Here is a 21067-nt window from a genome sequence, read left to right on the forward strand (position 1 = left end):
CGATGGTGTTCAGGTTAAGCCTTGCGCGAAACGATCTACGCCGAACTTGGCCCCTGAGAAATTCGGATCGACTGTTTTCACCCTGCCAAACGGCAGATTCCTTTCGCCCGCCGAATCTGCCGGGCCGTCGCCGATCGAACATCACGAAACCCGTTTAACCCGGCGCTTTCGACAGATCCTGCGCTGGCATTGCGCGATGATGTTCAGCACCTTCATCCTTCAGGACATGCCCATGGCCCTGCTTTATAAAGCTGACCCTGTGCGCGGCGAACAGTGGCAAGCGCTGTTCGCCGAACACGCCCCGGATATCGAATGGCGCGCCTGGCCGGACATCGGTGATCCGTCTGAGATTGAATACTTGGGCGCATGGCAGGCACCGGATGATCTGGAAACGCTGCTGCCAAATCTGAAAGTGTTGTTCGCGTTGTCCGCCGGGGTCGATCAACTGGACCTCAGTCGCTTGCCCGTGAGCTTGCCGGTGGTGCGCCTGCTGGACCCCGGCATCACCCGCGGCATGTGCGAGTACGCCAGTTTCGCGGTGCTGAGCCTGCACCGGGACATGCTTCGCTATCGCCAGCAGCAAATGGCGCGGTGCTGGCAAGCGCACTTGCTGCAACCGGCGACCACGCGCCGGATCGGGGTCATGGGCCTTGGCACCCAGGCTCAGCAGATTCTGGCGACATTGCAGCCGTTGGGCTTTGCCTTGTCGGGTTGGGCGCGCAGTGCGCATCAGGTCGCTGGCGTGGAATGCTATGCCGGGCGCGAGCAACTGCCGGCGTTCCTCAGCCAGTGCGACATTCTGCTGTGCGTGCTGCCGCTGACTGAGCAGACCCAGGGCATTCTTGATCGTGAGTTGTTCCGGCAATTGCCCCATGGCGCGGCGTTGATCAACATGGGCCGTGGCGGGCATCTGGTGGAAAGTGATCTGCTGGAGGCGCTGGACAGCGGGCAGCTCAGTGGCGCGGTGCTCGATGTACTACTGGAAGAACCGGCGCCGGCGGATCATCCGTTTTGGGACCATCCGCAGATTCTGCTGACACCGCATATTGCCGCGATGACGCAGCCGGAGAGTGCGTTTGGGGTGTTGTTGGAGAATATTCGGCGGCATCAAAGAGGCGAGCCGATGGTGGGCCAAATCGATCGCACCCAAGGTTACTGAACACACGCAGATCCAATGTGGAGCGGGCTTGCTCGCGAAGGCGGCGTAACATCCAACATCATCGTTGACTGATACACCGCTTTCGCGAGCAAGCCCGCTCCCACATTGGTTGGGCGGTGGGTTTAAAGAATGTCGGCGATGGCTTTGCCAACCTCCTGAGTCGACCCCTTCCCTCCCAAATCCGGCGTAATCGGCCCATTGGCAATCACATCCTCGATCGCCTGCAAAATCCCGTCATGCGCCGCGCGATAGCGCTCATCTCCATTCCCCAGGAAATCCAGCATCAACGCCCCCGACCAGATCATCGCAATGGGGTTGGCGATGTTCTGCCCATAGATGTCCGGCGCCGAGCCATGCACCGGCTCGAACAGCGACGGAAAGCGGCGTTCGGGATCGAGGTTGGCCGACGGCGCAATACCAATGGTCCCTGCACACGCCGGCCCCAGGTCGGACAGAATGTCGCCGAACAGGTTCGACGCCACCACCACATCAAACCGGTCCGGTTGCAGCACGAAACGCGCGCACAGAATGTCGATGTGCTGCTTGTCCCAAGTGATGTCCGGGTACTGCGCCGCCATCAATGCGGTGCGCTCGTCCCAGTACGGCATGCTGATGGAAATCCCGTTGGACTTGGTCGCTGCCGTCAGGCGCTTGCGCGGCCGGGTCTGGGCCAGCTCGAAGGCGAACTTGAGAATCCGGTCCACGCCGCGTCGGGTAAACACCGACTCTTGCAGCACGAACTCATGCTCGGTGCCTTCGAACATCTTGCCGCCCACCGACGAATACTCGCCCTCGGTGTTCTCGCGGATCACCACGAAATCGATGTCCCCCGGTTTGCGTCCGGCCAAGGGGCACGGCACGCCGGGGAACAGCCGCACAGGGCGAATGTTCACGTACTGATCGAAGTCCCGACGGAACTTGAGCAGCGAACCCCACAGGGAAATGTGGTCTGGCACTTTGTCCGGCCAGCCCACGGCGCCGAAGTAGATCGCGTCGAAGCCTTTGAGCTGTTCGAACCAGTCGTCGGGCATCATTTGCCCGTGTTCCAGGTAGTAATCGCAATGCGCCCAATCGAGCACTTCAATGCTCAGATCCAGCTGCCACTTCTTCGCTGCTTGCTTCAGTACTCGCAGCCCTTCCGGCAGGACTTCCTTGCCGATGCCATCGCCGGCAATCGCGGCGATTTTGAATGTCTTGCTCATCAATCTGCCTCCCTGTGTCTGTGAATTACAGCCCACCGATGTGGAAGGCTTTGACTTCAAGGTATTCGTCCAGGCCGTACTTGCTGCCTTCGCGGCCTAGGCCTGACTGTTTGATGCCGCCGAACGGGGCGACTTCCATGGAAATGATCCCGGTGTTGAGGCCGACCATGCCGAATTCCAGCGCCTCGCCGAAACGCCATGAACGACGCAAGTCCTGGGTGAAATAGTAGGCACCCAAACCGTAAGGCGTGGCATTGGCCAGCGCGAGGGCTTCGGCTTCATCGGTAAAGCGCATCAACGGCGCCACCGGGCCAAAGGTTTCTTCGTTGGCCAGCAGCATGCCTGCGTGGGCCTCGCCGAGTACCGTGGGTTGAACAAACTGGCTGTCGCCCTCGGGAATCCCGCCGCAGAGCAAACGTGCGCCCTGGCTCAGGGCATCGTCGATGTGCCGCGCGACTTTGCTCACCGCCGCCGGGTTGATCAGCGGGCCGATGGTGACGTCGGCGTCCAGGCCGTTGCCGACCTTGAGCTTGCCCACCTCCTCCACCAGGCGCTGGGCGAAGCGTTCGTAGATGCCATCCTGCACCAGAATGCGATTGGCGCAGACGCAGGTTTGCCCGGCGTTGCGAAACTTGCTGAGCATGATGCCGGCCACCGCCTGCTCAAGGTCAGCGTCATCGAACACAATGAACGGCGCGTTGCCGCCCAGTTCCAGGCTCAAGCGCTTGATGTGTTCGGCGCTTTGGCGCATCAGCAAGCGGCCGACGGCGGTGGAGCCGGTGAAGGAAATCTTGCGCACGCTCGGGTTGCCGGTCAGCTCTTCGCCGATCCCGGCGGGCATGCCGGTCAACACGTTGAACACCCCGGCCGGGATGCCGACCCGTTCGGCCAACACCGCCAGGGCGAGGGCTGACAACGGCGTCAGGTCCGAGGGTTTGACGATGATCGGGCACCCGGCCGCCAGGGCTGGTGCGCATTTACGGGTGATCATCGCGTTGGGGAAATTCCACGGGGTGATCGCGGCGCAAACTCCCACCGGTTGCTTGAGCGTCAGCAGTCGGCGGTCACCGCTGGGGGCCGGCATGGTTTCGCCGTAGACCCGCCGGGCCTCCTCGGCGAACCATTTGACGAAACCGGCGCCGTAGCGAATTTCGCCTTTGGCTTCGTTCAACGGTTTGCCCTGTTCGCAGGTCATGATCAGCGCCAGGTCGTCGAGGTTGTCGATCATGGCCTGATACCATCGCTCCAGCAGCGCCGCACGTTCCGCTGCCGGGCGAGCGCGCCAGGCCGGCCAGGCTTTTTCGGCCGCTTCGATGGCGCGACGGGTTTCCGCGCCTTGCATCGCCGGTACGCGGCCAATCAACTGACCGCTGGCCGGGTCAATGACGTCCAGGGTCGCGGCGTTGTCGGCGCCGATCCACTGCCCGTCGACATAGGCAAGTTCTGCCAAAAGGCTGGGGTCTTTCAAACGATTATTGAGCATGGTCGAGTCCTGATCCGAGACACGCTCCAGTCTAGGGAGGTGTGGCGGGTGAGGATGCTGAAAGCGATTTCAGGACAGTGTCGGATGCTGAAATTAGCGGTGAAACGGCAGATTCATGATCTGTCAGATCAACACAAAACCATGTGGGAGCGGGCTTGCTCGCGAAAGCGGTGTGTCAGTTGTCATAAATGCTGACTGACACGACGCCTTCGCGAGCAAGCCCGCTCCCACATTTGATCTCTGTTTTGCCGTAGGACTTGATTACTGCTTCAGGGAACCCAGCAGGCCATCAAGAAACCGCTCACCGGCCTCCATCTGGCTGATCTCGATGAACTCGTCCGGCTTGTGCGCCTGTTCGATCGAGCCCGGGCCGCAGACCACCACCGGCACATCCAGACGCTGCTTGAACAGCCCGCCTTCGGTGCCGAACGATACTTTGGCGGTGCCGGTATCCGGCGCGGCGAAGTTCTTCAGGAAGCGCACCGCTTCGACGCTCGGGTGCGTATCGAGGCCGGGATAGACGTTGACGGTTTCAATGTCGATCGCGGCGACACTGGACAGTTTTTTGGCCTCACGCACGATGACTTCGGCACGCTCGCGCATCTGTTCCAGAAACTGATCCAGATCGTCCGCCGGCAAGTTGCGCACTTCGAAGTCCAGGGTGCACAGATTCGGCACAATGTTCAGCGCCTTGCCGCCAACAATCTGTCCGACATGCACGGTGCTGTAGGGCACGTCGTAGTCCGCATCCTGGGTGCCCTGCTCTTGCAACTGCTGCTGGCTTTGACGCAGCGCGGCGATGAAATCGCAGGCCACATGAATCGCATTGACCGAGCGCGGTGCCAGCGAGGAATGCGCTTCCAGGCCCCGACAGTAGGTGCGGTAAGAACCCTTGCCCTTGTGCCCCAACACAAACTGCATGTTGGTCGGTTCACCGATCAGGCACAAAAACGGTCGTACCGGCGCAAGGTGTAACACGTCCAGCAAGCGGCGCACGCCGACACAACCTGTTTCTTCGTCATGGGACAGCGCCAGTTGCAGCGGCCGGCTCAACGGGCTGTCCGCCGCGTCGAGCATGGCGTCGATGGCCAATGCAATGAAGCCCTTCATGTCGCAACTGCCACGGCCGTAAATCCGCCCGTCCTGCACCGTCGCCTGAAACGCCGGGAAGGTCCAGGCCTGCCCCGCCGCCGGCACCACGTCGGTATGCCCGGACAGCAGAATCCCCGGCAACTCGCGTGGGCCGGTGCTGGCGAACAGGTTGGCCTTTTTGCCGGTTTCATCCTTGACGATCAGCGACTCGATGCCCTTGGTCAGCAGCAAGTCACGCACGTACTCGATGAGGGCCATGTTCGACTCCGACGACACGGTGTCGAAGGCCATCAGGCGTTTGAGAATATCCAGTACACGGGGTTTCATGAGGCCTTGCTCCGTTGCTCGGCTGAGAGGGCGAACCGGTTGATGGAGAACGGCTCAATCGACGTGCTGGTGCTGCCGGTGCTGATCAGTTCGGCCATCACGTCGCCGACGCCAGGACCGAGCTGGAAGCCGTGGCCGCAGAAGCCGAAGGCGTAGAACAAACCATCGACGGTGCCGCTGGGGCCCATCACCGGCAGGGAGTCGGGCAGATAACCTTCGATGCCGCTCCAGACCCGAATGATGTTCAGGTTGCCGACACCCGGCAGCAGACGGCGCATCTGCTCCATCTGATTGAGGATGCTGCGCGGCTCGACATAGGCCCGGCGATTGAGCATGTCCGGTTTGCTGCGGTAGCCGCCGCCGATGACGATGTTGCCGCGCGGGATCTGGCGAAAATAGATCACTTCCTCGGGAATTTTGGTGTACACGCCGATCACGGTCGGCAAGGCGTAAGGCACCGGTTCGGTCACGGCCATTTGCGGGCCGTGGGTGTCCAGTGGCACCGGTTCGCCGAACTGCGCCGACAGCTTCTGGCCCCAGGCGCCGGCGGTGATCAACAGCTGGGCGGCGCTGAACTGGCGGCCATCGGTGGTGGTGACGTTGAACTCGCCACCGACCTTCTGCACTTCGGCGACTTCCGTCTGTTCTTCGATCCGCGCGCCAAGTCGCCGTGCGGCACGGGCAAACGCCGGGGCGGCCAAACGTGGGTTGGCGTGGCCGTCGTGGGGCGCGTAGGAGCCGCCCTTCACGTCCGGGCCGAGGAACGGGAACCGCGCGTGCAGTTCAGCGCCGCGAAAGATTTTCAGATCCAGTTGCGCCGCTTCGGGCGCTGCCGCGTAGGCTTCCAGTTCAGGGATTTCGTCTTCGCGGTAACACACACGCATGTGCCCGCTGGCGATGAATTCGAGGTCGTCGTCGATCAACTCCGGCAAGCGTTTCCACAGCGCCCACGAACGGTTAGCCAACGCCAGCTGCCCGAGGAATCGGCCCTGGCGCCGTACGTTGCCGAAGTTCACGCCGCTGGCGTACTGACCAATCTGGTCGCGCTCCAGCAGGATCACCGACTGACCGCGCTGACGCAGAAAAAACGCCGCCGCCGAGCCCATCAGGCCGCCGCCGACGATCACGACATCGGCTTTATGAACCGTCATGGCGACACCTCCTCGGTGAGCATCGATAGGGGTTTGACCGGCGCCTGACCGCGCTGCCGACCGACCTGTTGCACGCTGACACCAGCAGCGGCAGCAATCACCTCGGCCCCGGCCTGGGAACAATAACGTCCCTGGCAACGGCCCATGCCGACGCGGCTGAACGCCTTGGCCCGATTGACTTCGCAGGCACCATTTTCGCTGACGGTGCGGCGCAATTCGCCGGCGCTGATCATTTCGCAGCGACAGACGATGGCGGCATCCGGTAAAGCTTTGGCTTGCGCCGACGGCCAGGGAAACGCCTGGGCCAGCCCCAGGCGAAACTGGTCCATCACCGCCAGCGCGTGGCGTTGTTCGTCGCGCAACCCGACATTCAGCGGTTGCTGCAGGTCCTCCAACAGCGCCATGGCGACCAGCCTTCCGGCGTGTTCAGCGGCATCCGCGCCGCGAATCTTCGAGCCGTCCCCGGCCGCGTACACACCACTGACCGAGGTTCGGCCATCCTCATCAACCGCCAGCAACCATTGGCTGGACGCCTCATCGAAACGCAGGCGACAACCGGCAAGGTCCGCCAATTGCGTTTCCGGGCGCAGGTGATAACCCAGGGCCACGGCGTCGCAATTGACCGTCAGGGTTTCCCCGCTCGCCGTGCTGACCCGCACGCCACTGACGCCGCTCGCCGCGTCGCCCAGCACTTGCAGGGGTTTGATCCCCAGGTGTACCGGGATTTTCGCCTGATACAGCTGCGCCAACAGTTTCATCCCGGTGAACAGTAATCCGGGACGCGCCAACAGTTTGGGCATGGCAAGGATGCGTTTGCTCAGCGGCGAGGTGTCGAGCACTGCCGCCACGTTGGCGCCGGCTTTGACATATTGGCTGGCCACCAGATACAGCAACGGCCCGCTGCCCATGAACACCACGCTGTGGCCAATGGAAACAGCTTGGGATTTGAGTGCGATCTGTGCTCCGCCGAGGCTGTAGGTGCCCGCCAGTTGCCAGCCTTCGATCGGCATCAAGCGATCGGTAGCGCCAGTGCAGAGGATCAACGCGTCGTAATCCACCATCGTATACTTGCCCTGTTTCACGCAGCACAATTGCCCCGCTGTGAGGTTCCACACCAGCGTGTCCGGTCGGTAGTCGATCGATCCGCGCAAGCGATCGAAGCTTTGGTGCAGGTCCCGGGCTTTGGCGGCTTCGGTGCCGTACAGCGTGGCGTAATCGCGGGTGAAGCCTTCCGGTTGGCGACGGTAGATCTGCCCGCCATCCCGGCGATTTTCATCGATCAGGATCGGTTTGAAACCCGCGTCCAGCAGGGTTTCGGCACAACGAATACCGGCCGGCCCAGCGCCGACAATAACGACTTTATTAGAGCTCAGCCGTGCAGTGGCCATGTCGCCTCCGGTTGTGTGGTGACGATGTCCAGCCCATCACGGACTTCATTGGAACAGGCACGCAAGCGTTCGCCGCTGCGGGTCCAGACCCAGCAATCCTGGCAAGCGCCCATCAAACAAAAACCGGCGCGGCGGCCCGAATCGAATTCCGACTGGCGCAACGCCGAGCCCTGGGTCAGCAGCGCGACCATCAGGGTATCGCCCAGCAACGCCTCGATGGGTGCGCCGTCCACCTTCAGATTGACGGTCGGTCGGCCCTGCTCGGCCAGCCTCACAAAACGCCCCTTCATGCATAGGCTCCCTGGGTCATGATGTTCAAATCCTGCTGGGTTTTCAGCAGCTCGGCGGTGTCGTGGTGGCAAAGGATTTCGCTGCCACCGGCGATGATCCGGCGGTTCGGCGCGGTGCGATTACACAGGCTGTCGACCCGCACCGGGCACCGATTGAGAAAGGTGCACAGCTCTGGCACGTTGGCCCTGGCGCCGATTGGCGGCAGTTCGCCGCAAGTGGTGCCACAGTTCTCCAGCCAGCCCTGACGCAGTTCCGGCACCGAATGGATCAACAGGTCGGTGTAAGGATGGAACGGGGCTTGGGCGAACGCTTGCCGAGTGCCGGCCTGAACCTTGTGGCCGCTGTACATCACCACAATGTCATCACACAGCGCGCGGACGGTGGAGATGTCGTGACTGATGAACAGGTACGAAACTCCCACTTCCTGACGCAGGTCGCGCAGCAGTTCGAGAATCGCCGCGCCGACCACGGTGTCGAGCGCCGAGGTCACCTCATCGCACAGAATCAGGTCCGGTTTGGCCGCCAGCGCCCGGGCCAGATTGACCCGCTGTTTTTGCCCGCCGGACAGTTCATTCGGACGCCGTTCCGCCATGTCTCGCGGTAGGCGCACCAGGTCCAGCAACTCGCCGATGCGCTCGCGCAATGCGGCGCCCTTGAGACCGAAATACATCTTCAGCGGCCGGCTCAGAATGGTGCTGACACTGTGCATCGGGTTGAGCGCGGTGTCGGCATTCTGGAACACCATTTGAATGCGGCGGAACTGTTCGGCGGTGCGCTCGGACAGGCTGCCGCCCAGCGGTTGACCATCGAAGGTCAGCCCGCCCAGCGCCGGGGTCAGCAGCCCCGCCACCACCCGTGCCAGGGTCGATTTGCCCGAGCCCGACTCACCGATCACGCCGATGGCCTGGCCCCGGCGCACGGTCAGGTCGATGTCTTCCAGCACCCGAATCGACGGCATGCCGTGCATGTTCTTGTTGCCGTAACCGGCAGTCAGGCCCTGGATGGTCAGCAAGGGCGTGTCTTGCGCCACATCGCAGGGCGGACGAATCGTCGTGTCCGGCCGCGCCGCCGCCAGCAGGCTGCGGGTGTATTCGTGGGCCGGGCCTTTGAGTAATGGCGCGGTGGCACTTTGTTCGAAAATCTCACCGCCGTTGAGTACCACAATCTGATCGGCCATTTGCGCGACCACGGCAAGGTCGTGGGACACGTAAACCGCCGTCGCCCCACGTTCGCGCACCACCCGTTTGAAGGCGCGCAGCACGTCGATCTGGGTCGTCACGTCGAGTGCCGTGGTCGGTTCATCGAGCACCACCAGCAGCGGATCGCTGATCAGTGCCATGGCCGCCATCACCCGCTGCAGTTGCCCGCCGGAGACCTGATGGGGATAGCGCTGGCCGATGCGATCGGGGTCCGGCAGCGCCAGGTCGCGAAACAACTCGACGGCCTTGGCTTCGAGCACGGCCCGGCTGCCCAGGCCATGAATCAACGCGCCCTCCACTACTTGATCGATCAGTTTCTTCGCCGGGTTGAACGCCGCCGCCGCACTCTGGGCGATATAGGACACCCGGTTGCCCCGCAGGCCTTGCAGCTCGCTTTCGCTCAACGCGAGCATGTCGTGCTCGCCGATCTGCACCACGCCAGACGCCAGGCGACAACCGCGCCGGGCGTAACCGAGCAGCGCCAGAGCGATGGTGGTCTTGCCCGAACCGGACTCGCCAATCAACGCCAGCACTTCACCTTTGGCCAGGGAGAAACTCACACCCTTGACGATTTCTACTTCGCCGCGCTCGCCACAGGCGACCACGCGCAGGTTTTCGACTCGAATCAATTCACTCATTTCAATGGCCTCCCGAACGTCGACTACGTCGCGAAGACAGGCGGTCGATAAACAGATTCACACCGATGGTCAGGGTGCCGATGGCCAGGGCCGGAATCACAATGGCCGGCGCGCCCTGGTTGAGGCCGCCGATGTTTTCGCGCACCAGTGAGCCGAGGTCGGCATCCGGCGGTTGCACACCCAGACCGAGGAAGCTCATGCCGCTGAGCAGCAGCACGATGAAGCCGAAACGCAGCCCCAGGTCCGTCAGTACCGGGTTGAGCATGTTCGGCAGGATCTCCACGCACGCGATGTACAGCCGACGTTCGCCGCGAGTACGGGCCACTTGCACGTATTCCAGGGCTTCGATGTTCACCGCCATGCTGCGGGCGATGCGGAACGCGCCGGGGGTGAAGCTCAGCACCGCGGTGCAGATCAGCAAGGTAACCGACGAGCCGAAGGCCGAGACCATGATCAGCGCCAGCATCTTGCTCGGGATCGAGATAAAGGCGTCCATCAAGCGGCTGATCACCTCGTCCAGCCACTTCGGCGACACCACCGACAGCAGCGCGCAACTGGTGCCAAGACCGCTGGCCAACACCGCCGCCACCAACGCCAGGCCGACGGTGAAACGTGCGCCGACGAGGATGCGACTGAGCATGTCGCGGCCCAGGTAATCGGTACCGAACGGGTAAACGGCGCTGATGCTGTCAAAGACATTGTCAGAGACCACTTCACCCACCGGGTGCGGCGCCAGCCAGGGGCCGAAGATCGCCACCAGCAACCAGATAACGCACATCGCAGCCCCGATCAGACCCAGCCAGGCCGGACCATGAGACACCTTGCCAACCGACAGGTCCGGGGTCGCAGGCGTCGATTTCACAATGAGATTGTTCATTGGTTTCTCAGCCTCGGATTGGACAGAATCGCGCACAGGTCGGCAATCAGCACCAACCCCAGGTACGCCGTGCAAAACAGCATGGTGCAGGCCTGGACCAGCGCCATGTCGCGGTTGGTCACCGCATCAACCATCAGGCTGGCGATGCCGGGGTAGTTGAAGATCGTCTCGACGATTACCACCCCGCCCAACAGGTAAGAAAGACTCAGGGCGATAGCATTGGCGATGGGTCCGATGGCATTGGGCAAGGCATGGCGCAGCACAATGCGCATCGGGCTCACGCCTTTGAGCCGGGCCATTTCCACGTAGGGGCTGTCCAGTTGATCGATCACCGCTGCCCGGGTCATGCGGGCCATTTGCGCGACGATGACGCAGCACAGCGTCATCACCGGCAAGGCGTAAGTACGCATGAATTGCCAAGGTGAGGTGATGTCGCTGGCATAGGACAGCGCCGACAACCAGCCCAGGTTCACCGCAAAAATCAGCACCGCCAGGGTCGCCACCAGAAACTCCGGCACGGCCACCATGGCCAGGGTGAAAAAGCTCAGGAAGCTGTCGATGCGCCCCCCGCGGCCCATCGCCGAGCCGATGCCCAGAATCAACGCCACCGGCACTGACACCAGCGCCGTCGCGGCCGCCAGCATCAAGGTGTTGGGCACCCGCCCGGCCATCAACTCGCTGACCGACATGGCGTTGGAGACCGACTGGCCCATGTCGCCGCTCAGCAGGTTCATCAACCAGTGCAGGTAACGCAACACACCGGGCTGATCCAGCCCCAGTTTCAGGCGCAAGGCCGCCACCTGTTCCGGCGTGGCGAACTGCCCGAGCGATTGTTGCGCCGCGTCCCCCGGCAGTACCGCCGTGATCGCAAACACGACCATGGACACGATCAACAAAGTCACGATCGCGGCGCCCAGGCGCCGGCCGATCAACCACAGTGTGTTGCTATTCATCGCCCTACCCTCATGCAATGTCCCCGTCGCTTCAACCACTGCTCATCAAGCGTCCAGCCAGACCTGCTCGGCGAACATGTAGCCCATGAAACCACCCAGCGGGTTGCTGCCGTAACCTTTGATGCGCTGGTCGACACCGTCGATGTTGCTGATGAACACCGGCACGCCGATACCACTGTGGTCATGCACCAGGGTCTGCATGTCGGCGTACATCTTGGTGCGCTTGGCGTCGTCGGTTTCACCCCGGGCGAGCATCAGCAACTGATCGAACTGATCGTTCTGCCAGCCCGATTCGTTCCACGGCGCTTTCGACTGGAAGAACTGCGAGAACATCACGTCGGCGTTCGGCCGCGGGTTGATGTTGCCGAAGCTCAGCGGGTGCTTCATCCAGTGATTGGACCAGTAGCCATCGCTCGGCAGGCGATTGACGTCGAGCTTGAGCCCGGCCTGTTTCGCCGACTGTTGCAAAAGCACCGCGATGTCCACCGAACCGGTGGCGGCCGGCGATGCGACCAGCGGCATGGTGATGCTTTCCATGCCGGCCTTCTTGAGCAGGAACTTGGCTTTTTCCGGGTCGTAGACCCGTCGCGGCAGGTCGGCGTTGTAGTAGCGCGAACCGGGGGAAATCGGATGGTCGTTACCGACCACGGCAAAGCCCCGGAACACTGCGGATTTAACCTGTTCACGGTCCAGCAGGTGCTTCATGGCCTGAGTGAATTCGGCGCTTTTACCCGGCATCTGATCCTGGCGGATGATCAGGTCGGTGTAGTTACCCGATGGCGCATCCACGACCCGGTGTTTGGCGCTGGCCTTGATGCGCGTGGTCGAGCGCGGGTTGACCTCGTTGATCATGTGTACGTCGCCCGACAACAGCGCGTTGACCCGCGACGGTTCGTCGGCAATGGCGATGAACTCGATTTCGTCCAGGTACGGCAGGCCCGGTTTCCAGTAGCCGGTATTGCGCGCGGCAATCGAGCGCACGCCCGGTTTGAATTCCTTGACCTTGAACGGCCCGGTGCCGATGCCCTGGTTGAAATCGGTGGTGCCTTCCGGAACGATCATCAGGTGCGACACGGCGAGGATCGACGGCAATTCGGCGTTCGGCGCGCTCAGGCGGATTTGAACTTCGTTGGGGCCGCTGGCTTTGATTTCTTCGAACTGCGCCATCAGCGGCATGACCTTGGAGCCGGTCAGCGGATCCTTGTGGCGCGACAGCGAGTACACCACGTCGGCAGCGCTCAGGGTCTTGCCGTTGTGGAAGGTCACGTCCTTGCGCAGGGTGATGGTCCACAGCGTGGCGTCGGTGTTGTCGATGCGCTCGGCCAGTTCCAGTTGCGGCACCAAGTGGGCGTCGAAACGGGTCAGGCCGTTGTAGAACATGAAGTGGCGCACGTAGTCGGTCGACAACGCGCCTTTGGCCGGGTCCAGCGTATCGGCGGTGGAACTGGACATGCCGGCGACGCGAATCCGCCCGCCCGGTTTGCCTTTGCCGGGGGTGGCGGCTTCTTCGGCAAACAGTTTACCGGCGGCGCCGAACAGGCTGCCGGCGCCCGCCGCAGCCACACCGGCCACGCCGAGCATCTGCAAGGCGTTGCGGCGCGACATGCCGCGATTTAGGCCTTCGAATACCCGTAGGCTTTCCTGGCCGGAGATCAGTTGGGAGTCGATCTTGTTGTCAGTCATATCAGTTGTACCTGTCGAAAATGAGAAGGCTCGAGTGTCCCGGTTGACCGGAACGTCCTGGAAACGCAAACGACGGTGACGCCACAACATCAACTCAATGCAAATAATCCTGGAAGCGGTAATAGGCACCTACGAACGGCAGGAACCACGGTTTGCCGAAATGGCCTGGAATCGCCGGCCATTCGAGTTCACGCCAAGGGTTGGCTTCGACGTTGCCGGCCATGACATCGGCCATGACCTGGCCCATGTGCACCGACATCTGCACGCCATGGCCGCTGTAGCCCATGGAGTGATAAACACCGCCGTGCTGACCCGCCCGAGGCAGTCGGTCTGAGGTCATGTCCACCAGCCCGCCCCAGCAGTAGTCGATCTTCACGTTGGCCAACTGCGGGAACATCTGCACCATCGCCGCGTGCAGCACCTTGCCGCTTTTGGCGTCGTTGACGCTGTCCGACATGGCGAACCGCGCACGGCCGCCAAACAGCAGGCGATTGTCCGGGGTGAGGCGGAAGTAGTTACCGATCATGCGGCTGGTGACATAGGCGCGGCGGCCCGGCAACAACTGCTCGATCAGCGACGGTGGAAGGACTTCGGTGGCGATGACAAAACTGCCCACCGGCACGATCCGCCGCCGATACCAGCCCAAACCACCGTGCTGACAGGCGCCCGTGGCCAATAACACCTGACCGGCGTGCAGCGATCCTTTGCTGGTGTTGACCTGATAACCGCCGGCCTGGGCTTTCCAGTCAGTGACCGAAGTGCCTTGATGGATCAGCGCGCCGTGACGTGCCGCTGCCTCGGCCAACCCGACACCGAAGCGCCCGACATGCATCTGCACGCCGTTGCGCTGCAGCAAGCCACCGTGGAACTGCGCGGAATTGACTTCCGCGCGGGTCTGCTCGGCGGTCAGCAATTCGACGTCGGCATCGACTTCCTTGCGAATCAGTTCGCAGGTCCGTGCCAGCCCTTCGTAGTGCATGGGCTTGGCGGCCAGTTTGAGCTTGCCGTTGCGAATCAGGTCGCAGGCGATTTGCTCCTGCTCCACCAACGACACCACGCTCTGCACCGCGCTTTCGTAGGCTTGGTAATAAGCCCGTGCCTTGTCGGCACCGAGGCTGGCGCTGAGCCCGGCGTAGTCCTGGGCAACGCCGGTGTTGCACTGGCCGCCATTGCGCCCCGACGCTTCACCGATGACCCTTCCGGCCTCCAGCACCACCACACTGGCGCCCTTCAAGGCCAACGCCCGGGCCGCCGCCAGGCCGGTGAAACCACCACCGACGATGGCCACGTCGACCTGCCCGGGCAATGCGCCGAACTGTGCACCGCTGAACGCCGGTGCGGTGTCGAGCCAGTAGGATTCACTGCCCATGTCTAACCCGCCTATGCCAAAAAAAGAATGCGTTGAAGAGCGCCGTTACCGTTCGACTCAGAGACCAACCAGTGCGGCCAGCCCGCCAATATCGGTGATCTGCTGGTAGCCGTAGAAGGCATTGGCCGGGACTTCGTGACCACGGGCGACGAAGGCCTTGTTCTTGATCTTCATGTCGTGGGCCGGCATCAGGTCATAACGGAAGCTGGAGGACACATGCAAGATGTCTTCCGGTCCGCAGTTGAGGTTGTCGAGCATGTACTCGAACGCGGCCAGACGCGGCTTGTAGGCCTGGGCCTGTTCGGCGGTAAAAACCTTGTGGAACGGCGCGCCGAGTTTGTCGACGTTGGACATGATCTGGCTGTCGCTGGCGTTGGAGAAAATCACCAGCGGGATCTTGTCGGCGATTTTCGACAGGCCGGCCGGCACATCGGGGTGCGGGCCCCAGGTCGGTACGGCGTCGTAATACAGTTGACCTTCGTCACGGTACTCGATGCCCCAGCGCTTGCAGGTCCGCGCCAGTGCGGTCTTGAGGATTTCGTCATATGGCATCCAGTCACCCATGACCTGGTCCAGGCGGTAGGCCGAGAAGTCCTTGACGAACTGATCCATCTGCTCGGGCTTCACGCGATCGGCGAACAGCTCGCGAGTCATCGTGCCCATGTGGAAGTTGGTCAGCGTACCGTAGCAGTCGAACGTAATGAATTTGGGGCGAAGAAAGCTCATTGAGTGCGGTCCTGAAGTTCGTTGAGGTCATGGCGTGACAAGCATTCGCTCCGTTACCGAAGCTGTGATGCAACGCTGCAGCACACCGTCATTACAACACTGTGAAATCAGCAGATGGCGTTAAAAGCGACCTTCGCTCGATACAAACCACCGTTTTGGCGCCTGCCCTCAGCAGACTTTGCGGCGCGCACAAGCCTTGGGCAAACCCCGTATTTGTGCGCTCTTATGGGCCTTTATAGCCCTGCAAGGCCCGATCACGCACCGATCTACCGCAGAACCTGCGCCGGGCTGAACGAAAACGGGCGCTTCCTTGCGGAAGCGCCCGTTTGGGTGCTGATTCAAACGTGGCGAATATCTGGAGGTTGCTGAGAACCTGTGGGAGCGGGCTTGCTCCTGGCGGCGATCCGACGAAGGCGGTGTGTCAGGCAGCATTGATGTCGACTGACACTCCCTCTTCGCGAGCAAGCCCGCTCCCACAGGGGGATTTGTGTTATTGCACGATATCGATCAGCACACTCTTGAAGCGTAAATTGGCTTCGAACGCTTCGCGCCCCAGGTCCTTGCCGATGCCGGAGCGTTTGTAGCCGCCGGTCGGCAGGATGTAGTCGTTACTGCGCCCGTAACGGTTAACCCAAACGGTCCCCGCCTCCAGCCGCCGGACCAGACGCAGGGCGCGATTGATATCGGCGGTGTGTACACCCGCCGCCAAGCCGTAGGTGGCGTGCGCGGCCAGGCTCAGCGCCTGTTCTTCATCATCGAATGCCTGCACCGTGAGCACCGGGCCGAAGATTTCTTCGCAGACGGCCGGGTTGTCATTGTCCAGCCCCATCAGCAACGTCGGTTGGTAATAAGCGCCGCCCAGACCTTCAAACACTCCGCCGCCGGTCAGCACTTCAGCACCAGCCTGACGCGAGCGTTGGACGATACCGTCGATGCGACTGGCTTGCAGTCGGGAAATGATCGGCGACAACGTGCTCTCGGATGACCAGGTCGGCCCCGGGTGTAGTTCCTCGAAATACGCCTGCAAATGCGCAACAAAGGGTTCCATGATCGAGCGCTGGATCAACAACCGCGAACCAGACACGCACACCTGCCCGGCGTTGCCGGTGATGGCCAGCGCCACGGTGCGCGCGGTTTTGGCGATGTCCGGTACGTCGGCGAACACCAGTTGCGGGCTCTTGCCGCCGAGTTCCAGGGTCACCGGTTTCGGCCCCACCAGCGCACAGGTCGACATGATGCTCGACCCGGTCGCCGTGGACCCGGTGAACGTCACTTTGGCCACTCGCGGATGGCGGCACAAGGCATCGCCCGTGATGCGGCCATCGCCCTGGATAACGTTGAAAATCCCCGCCGGAATGCCCGCCTGCAGTGCCAGTTCGGCAAAGCGCAGGCTGGAGAATGGCGTCAGCTCCGAAGGTTTGAGCACCACGGCATTACCGGCTGCCAACGCCGGGGCCACCTTCCAGGAGGCCATGCTCAAGGGGAAATTCCACGGTGCGATGGCGGCAATGACGCCGTAGGGTTCGGCGATCTGCATACCCAGTCGATCGGTCTGGGTCGCTGCCACGTGACCGCCATGCTTGTCCGCCAGTTCGGCGAAGAAGCGAATGCCTTCGGCGACATAAGGAATGTCCCAGGCGATCACATCTTTATGAGGACGCGTCGAGCCCACGGCTTCCAGCGGTGCCAGAATGGCGGCGTCCGCCTCGATCAGATCGGCCCAGCGGCGCATCACCCGCGCTCGCTCCCGGGGTGGACGGCTGGCCCAGTCACTGCGGTTGAACGCCTGCCAGGCATCAGTGACCGCCTCATCCACCAGGTCGGCATCGGCGATTGGCAACTGAGCATAGACCTGGCCGTCAGAGGGGCGCACCACCTCAAGCCCGGGTTGCGCATCGCGGTACTTTCCAGCAATGAAGTGAGCGCTGCGCACAGCGATAAGGCGGGGATCGAAGCTATCCATGGAGCACTCCAAATAAGGGACGACGCGTCGTGAACTCAGGTCTCCATCGTAGAAAAAAAGCCCTGGCATTTGCTGCCGACCTTGCGGTGCATTTAAGTAGTAAGTGTGGTCTGCCGGCCTCGGGCTTGCGGAATCTGCCGAATGCTCCAGCCCCCCTTGTCAGGCCTTCGCACAGATGGGATACAGGCACCATCGCGCTGGAAATCCGGCCGCTCGCGCACACTGTCCAACGGAGACTCGCCATGTCCGCCTTGCAACAACCTGCTTATGTCTATCGGCCAATGACGGCCGCCGACCTGCCCTCGGCCCACGCCTTGTCCGTGCAGTTGAAGTGGCCCCATCGCCTGGACGACTGGGCGATGCTGCAACGGGTCAGCGACGGCTTTGTGGTGCTGGATGGCGCGCGTCTGATCGGCACGGCATTCGCCTGCCCCCAGGGTGGCTTCACCACCATTGGCCTGGTGATTGTCAGTGATGACTATCAAGGCAAAGGCATCGGCCGCAAGCTCATGGAACAGGCTCTGGATGCCTGCCAGTCACGCACCCCGATGCTCAACGCCACACTGGCAGGCGCACCGCTTTATGCCAGCCAGGGCTTTGTCGAATTCGGCCGAATTCAGCAGCATCAGGGCAACGTCAATGCACCTGCACCCGCCGCACTGGCCGACGGCGAACATTGCCGTGCACTGAACGCGGCGGATCAGGCTCGCGTGCTGGCTTTGGCCAACGCCGGCAGCGGGCTGGATCGCGAAGCGGTGCTCGCGGATCTGTTTGAAGTGGTCGAGCATTCGGTGGGGATCGAGCGCGACGGCCAGTTACGCGCCTTCGCCTTGCTGCGCCCCTTCGGCCGTGGTCGTTGCATCGGCCCGGTCGTCGCCGAAAACCTCGAACAGACTAAACACCTGATCGCCGTGTTGCTGGCGCACGTACCGGACGCCTTCGTACGCATCGACATTCCGGCAGACAGCGGCCTGGCCGAATGGCTGGAGTCGGCGGGTTTGAGGCAGGTCGATACCGTGGCGCAAATGGCCAAGGGCACGCCACCGCAAACAGCCAATGGCGTCCAACAGTTCGCTGTGGTGACTCAAGCCATTGGCTGACCGCTATCCCCCACAGTCCTTTTTTTTAGGAGCGTCACCCGTATGTCTGAACTTACCGTTCTGCTGTTGGCTCGCGCCGACGGCAGCCGCGTTACCACGTCTTTTACAGCAGCGTCTTTGGGTGCTTTCGATCCGTTCAAGGGCGGTCGCCAGCTGGCCTATAACGGCCCGGATGGCGTATCAGCGGGCATCGTGCACATCAGCGGAACGCTCGATAGCAATGACTTTCCGCACACCGAAGTGATCGTGGTCCACGCCGGCCACGTCGTGCTGCAATCCGAAACGCAGACGCTGGAATTGGGTGTCGGGGCCAGCGCCGTGATAGGTCGCGGGACATCGCTGCGACTTCAGGCTCATGCTGATACGTGCTGGGCCTTTTGTGCCGTCACCAGCCCCGCCGCAAACCCGACACCCGGCCTGACCGCGCTCGACCCGCTGGACATGCTCTCGCCTTCGGTCGCACCGGAACCGCAGATTTTGATAGGGCCGACGCCGCAGTGTCGGTCACACAATGCCTTCGAAGACGACGCCATCCACCTGCGCGTCGGCGTTTGGGATTCGACACCGTATGAGCGTCACGGCCGGCCCCACAAACTCCATGAGCTGATGAACCTGATCGAAGGCAGTGTCACCTTGCTGGCGCCTGATGGAACGAGCGTGGAGGTCAACACCGGCGACAGTGTGTTTGTGCCGCTCGGTGCACCGTGCGCGTGGAAAAGTACGCGGTATGTGCGCAAGTTCTATGCGGTGAAGTAGTGCAAGGCATACCCGTGCCCATTTTTCCTATCCTTTTACGCACACCACCTGACGCAAGGTGTGCAGCACCTCCACCAGCTCGCGCTGGGCGTGCATGACCTGGTCGATGTCCTTGTAGGCCATCGGAATTTCATCGATGACGGCAGCATCCTTGCGGCACTCCACGTGGGCGGTGGCTCGGATCTGATCTTCGACGGTGAACAGGCTTTTCGCCTTGGTACGACTCATGGTGCGGCCGGCGCCGTGGCTGCAGGAGCAGAATGAATCCTCGTTACCCAGCCCACGGACGATGAAGCTTTTGGCGCCCATCGAGCCCGGGATAATCCCCAACTCGCCCTTCTTGGCCGACACCGCGCCTTTGCGGGTGACCAGAATATCCTGACCAAAATGTCGCTCTTTCTGCACGTAGTTGTGGTGGCAGTTCACCGCTTCCAGCGCCACCTCAAAGGGCTTGTTGATTACTTTTCGTGTCGCCTGAATCACCGCTTGCATCATCAATGCACGGTTCTGCCTGGCGAAGTCCTGAGCCCAGCCGACCGCTTCGACGTAGTCAGCGAAGTGCCGGCTGCCCTCTTTAAAGTAAGCCAGGTCACGGTCCGGCAGATTGGCGAGGTGCTGACGCATATCCGCCTGGGCCATTTGAATGAACAGGTTGCCGATAGCGTTGCCGACGCCACGGGAACCGCTGTGCAGCATGAACCAGACCCGGTTGGTTTCATCCAGGCACACCTCGATGAAGTGATTCCCGCTGCCCAGCGTGCCCAAGTGCCCACGGTTATTGGTGTTGGCGAGTTTCGGGTACTTGTCGGTGATCGCCTTGAACCGTGGGTCCAGTGCCGCCCAAGCCCGGTCCGCCTGATGCGGAACGCTGTCCCAGGCGCCCTTGTCCCGACCGCCGCGCCCACTGGTGCGACCATGGGGCACCGCTTTCTCGATCGCGCAACGCAAGCCATGCAGGTTGTCTGGCAAATCACTGGCGGTCAGCGACGTGCACGCGGCGATCATGCCGCAACCAATATCCACTCCGACGGCGGCCGGAATGATCGCGCCGACCGTGGGAATCACGCTGCCGATGGTCGAACCCTTGCCCAGGTGAACATCAGGCATCACGGCCAGATGCTTGAAAATGAACGGCATCTTGGCGGTGTTCATCAATTGCTGTCTGGCTTCGTTTTCTACCGGAACGCCTTCGGTCCACAGCTTGATCGGTTTGCCGTTGGCGACTTCCAGCAGTTGGTAGGTATGTGCTTGCATGACTTCGATTCTTTTCGATTGGCCGATTGTTCGGCGTTGTTCTGGCGCCTGAGGTGAAAAAGGTATAGCAGCCGACGCGCCAGCTTTGATTTTCCTACTTCGCGGAAAAAAGGGGACAAATTTATTTACTCACTGATAACAGAAACGCCGCTCAGTGAGCGCAATGCTGTTCACTTAAGGATTGTTGACTAATCCTCAGGCAGCAGGAAAATCCGGAATCTGATAAGGATTCCGGATTTTTTATGTCTGTTGCTCAGGATTTAAGCGCGGTTTTGGATTTTGCTGAGCAACCGCTCTCTCGCCTTGAGGTGTTCACCGATCATATTCCTCATGATTGGATTACCGCGGCGGCCGCTCTGGCGGATAAAGCCACGATCCGACGTCGGCGCTTGCCTTCGGACGTAGTCCTTTGGCTGGTAGTCGGGATGGCACTTTTCAGAGGTGAGCCAATAGTCG

At 61.8% G+C, this 21067-nt stretch carries 18 protein-coding genes; 4 read left to right on the plus strand and 14 right to left on the minus strand.

Annotated features, from left to right (window positions below; translation table 11 throughout):
• Nucleotides 1-232 precede the first annotated feature (232 nt).
• Nucleotides 233-1159: a glyoxylate/hydroxypyruvate reductase A gene (locus CUN63_RS29875; protein ID WP_129444750.1), complete on the plus strand. Its 927-nt coding sequence runs from the start codon at nt 233-235 to the stop codon at nt 1157-1159.
• 122 nt (nt 1160-1281) lie between these two features.
• Here the strand turns inward: CUN63_RS29875 and CUN63_RS29880 are convergent, their stop codons facing one another.
• From CUN63_RS29880 to CUN63_RS29945, 13 genes are all read right to left on the minus strand, one after another.
• Nucleotides 1282-2361: a tartrate dehydrogenase gene (locus CUN63_RS29880; RefSeq protein ID WP_129444751.1), complete on the minus strand. Its 1080-nt coding sequence runs from the start codon at nt 2359-2361 to the stop codon at nt 1282-1284.
• A 25-nt stretch (nt 2362-2386) separates the two neighbouring features.
• On the minus strand, nt 2387-3844 hold the full coding sequence (locus CUN63_RS29885; protein ID WP_129444752.1) for an NAD-dependent succinate-semialdehyde dehydrogenase: 1458 nt from the start codon (nt 3842-3844) through the stop codon (nt 2387-2389).
• A 261-nt stretch (nt 3845-4105) separates the two neighbouring features.
• Nucleotides 4106-5263 carry an acetylornithine deacetylase gene (gene argE, locus CUN63_RS29895; protein ID WP_129444753.1) on the minus strand — a complete coding sequence of 386 codons (1158 nt, stop codon included), beginning with the start codon at nt 5261-5263 and terminating at the stop codon, nt 4106-4108.
• On the minus strand, nt 5260-6414 hold the full coding sequence (locus tag CUN63_RS29900) for an FAD-binding oxidoreductase (protein ID WP_129444754.1): 1155 nt from the start codon (nt 6412-6414) through the stop codon (nt 5260-5262). Before CUN63_RS29900 ends, argE begins: the two co-directional genes overlap by 4 nt.
• Entirely contained in the window at nt 6411-7802 is a 1392-nt protein-coding gene (locus CUN63_RS29905) for an NAD(P)/FAD-dependent oxidoreductase (RefSeq protein ID WP_129444755.1), read from the minus strand. Before CUN63_RS29905 ends, CUN63_RS29900 begins: the two co-directional genes overlap by 4 nt.
• Nucleotides 7784-8092 (minus strand): (2Fe-2S)-binding protein, encoded by a 309-nt coding sequence (locus tag CUN63_RS29910; RefSeq protein WP_129444756.1) that lies wholly within the window; start codon nt 8090-8092, stop codon nt 7784-7786. The genes CUN63_RS29905 and CUN63_RS29910 overlap by 19 nt, the downstream gene beginning before the upstream one ends.
• A complete protein-coding gene (locus CUN63_RS29915; RefSeq protein WP_129444757.1) occupies nt 8089-9930 on the minus strand; it encodes an ABC transporter ATP-binding protein in 1842 nt (613 codons plus the stop codon). The genes CUN63_RS29910 and CUN63_RS29915 overlap by 4 nt, the downstream gene beginning before the upstream one ends.
• Before the next feature lies 1 nt (nt 9931).
• The gene (locus CUN63_RS29920) at nt 9932-10807 is read right to left on the minus strand and encodes an ABC transporter permease (RefSeq protein ID WP_033062146.1); all 876 of its coding nucleotides are present in this window, start codon (nt 10805-10807) and stop codon (nt 9932-9934) included.
• Nucleotides 10804-11760 carry an ABC transporter permease gene (locus CUN63_RS29925; protein WP_129444758.1) on the minus strand — a complete coding sequence of 319 codons (957 nt, stop codon included), beginning with the start codon at nt 11758-11760 and terminating at the stop codon, nt 10804-10806. The genes CUN63_RS29920 and CUN63_RS29925 overlap by 4 nt, the downstream gene beginning before the upstream one ends.
• Before the next feature lie 45 nt (nt 11761-11805).
• A complete protein-coding gene (locus tag CUN63_RS29930) occupies nt 11806-13443 on the minus strand; it encodes an ABC transporter substrate-binding protein (RefSeq protein ID WP_129444759.1) in 1638 nt (545 codons plus the stop codon).
• A gap of 94 nt (nt 13444-13537) precedes the next feature.
• Nucleotides 13538-14812 (minus strand): FAD-binding oxidoreductase, encoded by a 1275-nt coding sequence (locus CUN63_RS29935; protein ID WP_129444760.1) that lies wholly within the window; start codon nt 14810-14812, stop codon nt 13538-13540.
• 57 nt (nt 14813-14869) lie between these two features.
• The gene (locus CUN63_RS29940) at nt 14870-15538 is read right to left on the minus strand and encodes a haloacid dehalogenase type II (RefSeq protein ID WP_129444761.1); all 669 of its coding nucleotides are present in this window, start codon (nt 15536-15538) and stop codon (nt 14870-14872) included.
• Nucleotides 15539-16028: 490 nt separating this feature from the next.
• Entirely contained in the window at nt 16029-17501 is a 1473-nt protein-coding gene (locus tag CUN63_RS29945; protein WP_129444762.1) for an aldehyde dehydrogenase, read from the minus strand.
• 242 nt (nt 17502-17743) lie between these two features.
• On the opposite strand from CUN63_RS29945, the gene CUN63_RS29950 reads away from it, so the two are divergent.
• Together CUN63_RS29950 and CUN63_RS29955 are read left to right on the plus strand one after the other, a co-directional pair.
• Nucleotides 17744-18601 carry a GNAT family N-acetyltransferase gene (locus tag CUN63_RS29950; RefSeq protein WP_129444763.1) on the plus strand — a complete coding sequence of 286 codons (858 nt, stop codon included), beginning with the start codon at nt 17744-17746 and terminating at the stop codon, nt 18599-18601.
• Nucleotides 18602-18643: 42 nt separating this feature from the next.
• Nucleotides 18644-19357: a cupin domain-containing protein gene (locus tag CUN63_RS29955; protein WP_129444764.1), complete on the plus strand. Its 714-nt coding sequence runs from the start codon at nt 18644-18646 to the stop codon at nt 19355-19357.
• Between the two features lie 27 nt (nt 19358-19384).
• On the opposite strand, the gene CUN63_RS29960 is transcribed toward CUN63_RS29955, so the two are convergent.
• The gene (locus CUN63_RS29960; protein ID WP_129444765.1) at nt 19385-20611 is read right to left on the minus strand and encodes an RtcB family protein; all 1227 of its coding nucleotides are present in this window, start codon (nt 20609-20611) and stop codon (nt 19385-19387) included.
• Nucleotides 20612-20853: 242 nt separating this feature from the next.
• Here CUN63_RS29960 and CUN63_RS29965 point away from each other — a divergent pair.
• Nucleotides 20854-21067 (plus strand): transposase domain-containing protein (locus CUN63_RS29965; protein WP_178082690.1); only part of this gene is annotated, 214 nt, incomplete at its 3' end.

This window comes from Pseudomonas sp. ACM7 (assembly GCF_004136015.1).
GTDB classification, from domain to species: Bacteria; Pseudomonadota; Gammaproteobacteria; order Pseudomonadales; family Pseudomonadaceae; genus Aquipseudomonas; species Aquipseudomonas frigoris.